The organism is Pseudomonas sp. (assembly GCF_032058845.1).
GTDB lineage: Bacteria > Pseudomonadota > Gammaproteobacteria > Pseudomonadales > Pseudomonadaceae > Aquipseudomonas.
In genome coordinates, this window is sequence record NZ_DAMCCR010000161.1 from 1 (window position 1) to 6,881 (window position 6,881).

The 6,881-nt window shown below is 65.1% G+C and carries 6 protein-coding genes; 1 reads left to right on the forward strand and 5 read right to left on the reverse strand.

Annotated elements, in window-relative coordinates:
* Window positions 1–281: 281 nt before the first annotated feature.
* Both RT028_RS19570 and lgt read right to left on the reverse strand, forming a co-directional pair.
* Window positions 282–1,253: a thymidylate synthase gene (locus RT028_RS19570; RefSeq protein ID WP_312937032.1), complete on the reverse strand. Its 972-nt coding sequence runs from the start codon at window positions 1,251–1,253 to the stop codon at window positions 282–284.
* A 47-nt stretch (window positions 1,254–1,300) separates the two neighbouring features.
* Complete coding sequence (gene lgt, locus RT028_RS19575) at window positions 1,301–2,110, reverse strand: prolipoprotein diacylglyceryl transferase (RefSeq protein ID WP_312937036.1); 810 nt, start codon at window positions 2,108–2,110, stop codon at window positions 1,301–1,303.
* A 506-nt stretch (window positions 2,111–2,616) separates the two neighbouring features.
* On the opposite strand from lgt, the gene RT028_RS19580 reads away from it, so the two are divergent.
* The gene (locus tag RT028_RS19580; RefSeq protein WP_312937038.1) at window positions 2,617–3,372 is read left to right on the forward strand and encodes an NRDE family protein; all 756 of its coding nucleotides are present in this window, start codon (window positions 2,617–2,619) and stop codon (window positions 3,370–3,372) included.
* Between the two features lie 71 nt (window positions 3,373–3,443).
* Here RT028_RS19580 and ptsP read toward each other — a convergent pair whose 3' ends face one another.
* The 3 genes from ptsP to RT028_RS19595 form a co-directional block, all read right to left on the reverse strand.
* Window positions 3,444–5,723, reverse strand: a complete 2,280-nt coding sequence (gene ptsP / locus RT028_RS19585; protein WP_312937040.1) for a phosphoenolpyruvate--protein phosphotransferase — start codon at window positions 5,721–5,723, stop codon at window positions 3,444–3,446.
* Between the two features lie 22 nt (window positions 5,724–5,745).
* Window positions 5,746–6,225, reverse strand: a complete 480-nt coding sequence (locus RT028_RS19590) for an RNA pyrophosphohydrolase (protein WP_312937042.1) — start codon at window positions 6,223–6,225, stop codon at window positions 5,746–5,748.
* Between the two features lie 217 nt (window positions 6,226–6,442).
* The gene (locus tag RT028_RS19595) at window positions 6,443–6,868 is read right to left on the reverse strand and encodes a DUF2269 family protein (RefSeq protein WP_312937044.1); all 426 of its coding nucleotides are present in this window, start codon (window positions 6,866–6,868) and stop codon (window positions 6,443–6,445) included.
* Between the last annotated feature and the right edge of the window lie 13 nt (window positions 6,869–6,881).

Here is a 6,881-nt window from a genome sequence, read left to right on the forward strand (position 1 = left end):
TGGCTGCTCTTATCCGGCCCTACCTCTCATCTGACGTGCCATTTATCAGAGCCAAGGTTCGTACTGGTAGTTTATGATCAGGATTTTCAGTAATCAGCCCTATCCTGACGTGCCTGTCACAAGCGCCAAGGTCAACCCGCCAATGAGCACAGGTTGAAATCCATTGGTAAGGAGCACTACCGAAGCGGCGCAAGAAACTTCACGGCCCCATCTCCAGAGTGTCGAACACCTCTAAGGACATGCCGCAGAGCAAACCACTTCTGGCGCCGCGTCGACTTGACTCAAACCGCCATCGGCGCCGTCAGCGGCGCATGGTGCTCATACCCTTCCAGGGTGAAATCGCTCGGCTCGATCTTCTCCAGCCACTCTGGCTCGTACTTCCCAGTGTCGGCAAACGCCGGCACCCGGTCGCTGATGCGCAGCGTTGGCGCCGGCAAGGGTTCGCGGGTGAACTGTTCGTTGAGCATGTCCAGGTGGTTTTCGTACACGTGGGCATCGCCGATGAAGTAGGTGAACCAGCGCGGTGTGTAGCCGGTCAGGCGGCCGAACAGCGACAGCAGTGCAGCGCCCTCGGTGAGGTTGAAGGGCGTTCCGAGGCCGAGGTCATTGGAGCGGATGTACAGGGTCAGGGAAATTTCCCGTTTCTTCACATCCGGGTGGAACTGATAGAGCAGGTGGCACGGCGGTAAGGCCATCTCGTCGAGCTGCGCGCAGTTCCAGCCGTGAAACAGGATACGCCGGCTGCCGGGGTCATTGACGATGGTGTCCAGGCACTGGCGCACCTGGTCGATGGCCTTGTAGAGAATGACGAACGCCTGGCCGTCTTCCTGGTCCTGGGCGATCTGCCGAAAGCCCTGCCCCTCGGCCATGGCGATGGCCTCGGGGTTGCTCAACGGCACGCGCTTGTAGCCCGGCCACTGGCGCCATTGCACGCCGTAGATTTCACCCAGGTCGTCGGCGCCCTGGCGGAACGGGTTGGCCAGCCACTGGGCGTTCTCGTTGGCGTTCTGGTCCCAGACCTTGCAGCCGAGCTCGCGGAACTGCGCAGCGTTCTTCACGCCCCGCAGAAAGCCGACCATCTCGCCGATGGCCGACTTGAAGGCCAGCCGACGCGTGGTGATGGCCGGGAAGCCCTGCTGCAGGTCGAAGCGCAGCATGGCGCCTGGGCGGCTGATGGTACGGATGCCGGTGCGGTTTTCCTGCAGCGTGCCGTTGTCGATGACGTCACGGACCAGGTCTAGATACTGTTTCATGGCCTACCTGTAGCGAGGCGGCCGGGGCATCGCCCCGGCCGCGGGAATCATTTGACGGTGGTTGCCGTGGGCTGGCGATTATACGCCCACCAGATCAGGCCAAGCCCGGCCATGATCATCGGTACACACAGCACCTGACCCATGGTCAGCCAGCCGAAGGCCAGGTAACCGAGTTGCGCATCCGGCACGCGGAAGAACTCCACGATGAAGCGGAAGATGCCGTAGAGCAGCGCGAACATGCCGGACACCGCCATGGTCGGGCGCGGCTTGCGCGAGTACAGCCAGAGAATGACGAACAGCGCCACGCCCTCCAGGGCGAACTGATACAGCTGCGACGGGTGACGCGGCAGTTGCGCAGGGTCGCTGAACGGCGGGAAGACCATGGCCCACGGCACATCGGTAGGCTTGCCCCAGAGCTCGGCATTGATGAAGTTGCCGATGCGTCCGGCACCCAGGCCGATCGGCACCATCGGTGCGACGAAGTCCATCAGTTCGAAGAACGACTTGCCGTTGCGTTTGCCAAACCACAGCGCAGCGAGCATCACCCCGATGAAACCGCCGTGGAACGACATCCCGCCCTTCCACACTTCGAAGATCAGGGTCGGGTTGGCGAGGTAGGCGCTGAGGTCGTAGAACAGCACGTAGCCGAGCCGCCCGCCAACGATCACGCCCATCGACAGCCAGAACACCAGGTCAGAGAGCTTCTCGCGGCTCCAGGTCGGGTCGAAGCGGTGCAGCCGGCTCGATGCCAGCAGCCACGCACCGCCGATGCCCACCAGGTACATCAGGCCGTACCAATGGATTTTCAGCGGCCCGATGGCCAAGGCCACGGGGTCGATCTGCGGGTAAGGCAGCATGGTGATTCCTCTTGATTCAAATCAGAAAGCTGAGTCCGACGCTGCACGACAGCGCGGCAGAACTGGCATCGCGCATGCGCGGCGGCCAGCGCGCGCGATCACGACCCGCGGGGGCCCATCGCACGCTGCACGCATCAGCCAGGCGCCAGGCGCAAGTACCCGAAACACGTAGAGTCCGAGCGCCAACGGGCGTTCCCCGGGGAAATCAGTCCGGCATGGTAACGGAAGCCGGGCACAAGGCTCTAGGTGCCACATGAAATGTGTGTGCGCCTGCCGGATGAGCAGGCCAGTCGGCGGCCTCGCCCGAGCCGCTCAGGCCCGCGCGCACTACCCGCAGATCCCTGCGCGCGACGGCTCAGCATCCGCGTGAGCAGTGCGCCGCCCCCACTGCCGGGCCAGGCCTTGCCAGGCAACAGGTGCCCTGCACGGGCGCGAAGATCTGCAACGCCATGATTCCCCCTCCTCTGCACGCTCGGTACAGTGGCGCAAACCCTGGAGGCCATTTCATGTGCCTGATCGTATTTGCCTGGCGCCCCGGCCATTCGCTGCCGTTGATCGTGGCGGCCAACCGTGACGAGTTCTACGCCCGCCCGACTCAACCCCTGGCGGCCTGGAGCGACGCGCCGGGCGTGCTTGCCGGGCGCGACTTGCAGGCAGGCGGTAGCTGGCTTGGGGTCGGACCGGGCAATCGCTTCGCCGCGCTGACCAACATCCGCAGCCCCGGGCAGGCGGTCGGCTTGCGCTCGAGGGGTGAACTGGTAGCGGGCTTTCTGCGCGGTCGCGACGATGTGCCCAGCGCCCTGGCCAGCCTGGCTGGGCGCAGTGGCGAGTATGCCGGCTTCAACCTCCTGCTCGGCGACGGCCAGCACCTGGGCTACCTGAATGCCCGGCAGGGCCAGCCTGAACTGCTTGAACCCGGTGTCTACGGCCTGTCCAACGCCCGGCTCGACACGCCCTGGCCCAAACTGATCAAGGCCCGCGAGCGCTTGCGGGCGGCGCTGGATGCACCGCAGCCACACCGCTTGCTGGCGCTGCTGGCCGATGCGCAGGTGGCGAGCGATGAGGCACTGCCCGAGACGGGCGTGGGCCTGGAGACCGAGCGGCTGTTGTCGAGCGCGTTCATCGCCAGCCCGCACTACGGCACGCGGGCGAGCACGGTGCTGATCAGCGATGCGCTTGGTCAGCGGCAACTGATCGAGCGCAGCTTCGGGCCCTGTGGCGTGCCTCTGGGTGAAATCGCACTGGCCATGGGGCCGAGCTGAGCGCCGGCCGATCGAGGCCGTGGCGTGCATGGACCGGCACTGCGGGGCGGCTCAAACGGTGAGCCGTCGACTCACAGCGGGGTCTTGGCCCCAGGCCCGATCATGCGCGCCAGACCCAGGTTCTTCAGTGCCAGTTGCAGGGCACTGTGGGTCAGTTGCGGGTTGTCGTGGCTCATGGCATCGGCCAGCAGTTCCCGGGCTTTTTCCAGGCTGACCTGGCGCAGCATCCATTTCACCTTCGGCAGGTTGGTGGCGTTCATCGACAGGCTGTCAAAGCCCATCGCCATCAGCAGGATCGCCGCAGCCGGGTCGCCCGCCATCTCGCCGCAGATGCTCACCGGGCGGCCTTCGCCGTGGGCATCGCGGACCACCGTCTGCAAGGCTTGCAGCACGGCCGGGTGCAGGTAGTCGTAGAGGTCGGCGACGCGCGGGTTGTTACGGTCGACGGCCAGCAGGTACTGGGTCAGGTCGTTGGAGCCGACCGAGAGGAAGTCGACCTGGCGCGCCAGCTCGCGGGTCTGGTACACCGCTGCCGGGATTTCCACCATCACACCGACGGGCGGCATCGGCACATCGGTGCCTTCATCGCGCACCTCGCCCCAGGCCCTGTGGATAAGGTGCAGCGCCTCTTCCAGCTCGTGAATGCCGGAGATCATCGGCAGCAGGATGCGCAGGTTGTTCAGGCCCTCGCTGGCCTTGAGCATGGCGCGGGTCTGGACCAGGAAGATTTCCGGGTGGTCAAGGGTGACACGAATACCGCGCCAGCCGAGAAACGGGTTTTCTTCCTTGATCGGGAAGTACGACAGCGACTTGTCGCCACCGATGTCGAGCGTGCGCATGGTCACCGGCAGCGGGTGAAACGCCTGCAACTGCTCGCGATAAATGGCCAGCTGCTCTTTTTCGCTGGGGAAGCGCTGGTTGATCATGAACGGCACTTCGGTGCGGTACAGGCCCACCCCTTCGGCGCCGCGCTGCTGGGCGCGGGCCACATCGGCGAGCAGCCCGGTGTTGACCCACAGCGGCATGCGGTGGCCATCTGGCGTGATGCACGGCAGTTCGCGCAGGGCGTCGAGGCCCTGGGCCAGCTGGCGTTCCTCTTCCACCACTTCGCTGTACTGCTTGCGCAGCACCTCGCTGGGGTTGGTGAACACCTCGCCCTTGTAACCATCGACGATCAGTTCGATGCCGTCGACCTTGGAATACGGCAGGTCGACCAGGCCCATGACCGTGGGAATGCCCATGGCGCGGGCCAGGATCGCCACGTGGGAGTTGCCCGAGCCGAGTACCGAGACCAGCCCCACCAGCTTGCCTTCGGGCACTTCGCCGAGCATCGCCGGGGTCAGCTCTTCACTGACCAGAATGGTGTTGTCGCCATACACCAGCGACATCGAGCGGGCTTGCTGCAGGTAGGCCAGCAGACGCCGGCCCAGGTCCTTGACGTCGGAGGCGCGCTCGCGCAGGTAGTCGTCGTCCATCAGCTCGAAGCGGTTGACGTGCTCGCTGACCACCTGGCGCAAGGCGCCCTGCGCCCACTGCCCGGTCTTGATGACCTCGACCACCTCACCCCCGAGGGCGGCGTCTTCGAGCATCATCAGGTACACGTCGAACAGCGCCCGCTCTTCAGGGCGCAGCTGGGTGGCGAGCTTGGCCGAAAGCGTACGCATGTCGGCGCGCACGCCTTCCAGCGCATTGCTGAACAGCGCAAGCTCGGCATCGATGTCTTCGACGGTCTTGTCCGGCACCACATCGAGGTCTGCCGGCGGCAGCATCACCACCGCCCGACCGACCGCCGCACCCGGCGAGCCCGGTACGCCGACGAAGCGCGCTTCCTGAATGCCCTTGCCCTGGCGCCCGAGCCCGCGGATCGAGCCGGTGGCCTCGGCATGCGCGATCACCCCTGCCAACTGCGCGCTCATGGTGACCAGGAAGGCTTCCTCGCCCTCGTCGAACTGGCGGCGATCTTTCTGCTGGATCACCAGTACGCCGACCACACGCCGGTGGTGAATGATCGGCGTGCCGAGGAACGACGCGAAGCGTTCTTCACCGGTTTCGGCGAAGTAGCGGTAGCGCGGGTGGGCGGCGGCGTCCTCCAGATTCAACGGCTCTTCACGGGTGCCGACCAAACCCACCAGGCCCTCGTTGGGGGCCATGCTGACCTTGCCGATGGAGGCCTTGTTCAGGCCTTCGCTGGCCATGAGGACGAAACGGTTGGTGTCCGGGTCGAGCAGGTAGACCGAGCAGACCTGGCTGGCCATGGCTTCTTTGACGCGCAAGACGATGATACCCAGCGCCGTCTTGAGATCTTTGGCGGAGTTCACTTCCTGGACGATCTTGCGCAGCGTATTGAGCATGGCTCGGGGTCGGACTCCGTGGTCAGTCGCGCATCAGCAAGCGCGGGGCAAGCTCTTTTAACGCGCGGCGGTAGACCTCGCGCTTGAATGTCACCACCTGGCCCAACGGATACCAGTAGCTGACCCAGCGCCAGCCGTCGAATTCCGGCTTGCCGGTCAGGTCCATTCGTACCCGCTGTTCATTGGTGACCAGGCGCAGCAGGAACCATTTCTGCTTCTGCCCGATACACAGCGGCTGGCTGTGGGTGCGGACCAGACGCTGGGGTAGACGATAACGCAACCAGCCGCGGGTGCAGGCAAGAATTTCCACGTCATCGCGTTCCAGGCCGACTTCTTCATTCAGCTCGCGGTACAGGGCATCTTCCGGCGATTCATCAGGGTTGATACCGCCCTGGGGAAACTGCCAGGCATCCTGGTTGATTCGCCGAGCCCATAGCACCTGTCCGACATCATTCGTAAGAATGATCCCGACATTAGGACGAAAACCATCCGGGTCGATCACGGCCGCAACCTCGAAAACGCATGTCGCCGCATTGTTCCACAAAGCTTGCGAGCGCAGCAACGCGCCTGCTGCGCTTATCTGCGGCAAGCCCAATGGCGGAGAATTCGGGGCCTGCACCGCGCTGGGCGGTGTCGAGGGTGCCGCGGCGTGCCCAACTGCGTTACCTGTATAGCCCCCTGTATAGCGTCGGCGCGTGAACAGCCGGTGACAGCGCCGCTCAGACTGGCTTGGCGCCCATCAATGCAGCGCTGGCCAGCAGCCCTGCGGCGCTGAACACGGCCAGCCCCAGCGTCAGGCCAACGCCGCAGGGGATACCCCTGCGCAGGCGGTTCAGCCGCACCAGGAGCCAGGCGCTGCTGAAGGCCGTCAGCAGGTAAAGCACGCTGGAAGCCAGCAGCCAGGTCTGCCCCAGCGGCCAGCCGATCAGGTGCACCAGCCACCAGCCACTGACCGGCAGGCTCGCCAGGCACAACAGCATCAGCAGCCAGACGAACAGCAAGGGTCGGCGCAGCAGGCGCGCGCCGGTCTCTGCCTGGCCAAGCCGCCGGGCGCGCCAGGCCCACAGCGCCAGGCCCAGGGCACTGATGAGCACCAACGAGGCCGCCAGCACGTGCAAGGTCTTGAGTGTGGTCAGGTGTTCCATGGCAGGGGCTCCG

What these genes read in the sequence shown, in the direction of transcription:
- RT028_RS19570 (WP_312937032.1), bottom strand. Translation starts at nt 1,253, where the DNA reads ATGAAACAGTATCTAGACCTGGTCCGTGACGTCATCGACAACGGCACG.
- lgt (WP_312937036.1), bottom strand. Translation starts at nt 2,110, where the DNA reads ATGCTGCCTTACCCGCAGATCGACCCCGTGGCCTTGGCCATCGGGCCG.
- RT028_RS19580 (WP_312937038.1), top strand. Translation starts at nt 2,617, where the DNA reads ATGTGCCTGATCGTATTTGCCTGGCGCCCCGGCCATTCGCTGCCGTTG.
- ptsP (WP_312937040.1), bottom strand. Translation starts at nt 5,723, where the DNA reads ATGCTCAATACGCTGCGCAAGATCGTCCAGGAAGTGAACTCCGCCAAA.
- RT028_RS19595 (WP_312937044.1), bottom strand. Translation starts at nt 6,868, where the DNA reads ATGGAACACCTGACCACACTCAAGACCTTGCACGTGCTGGCGGCCTCG.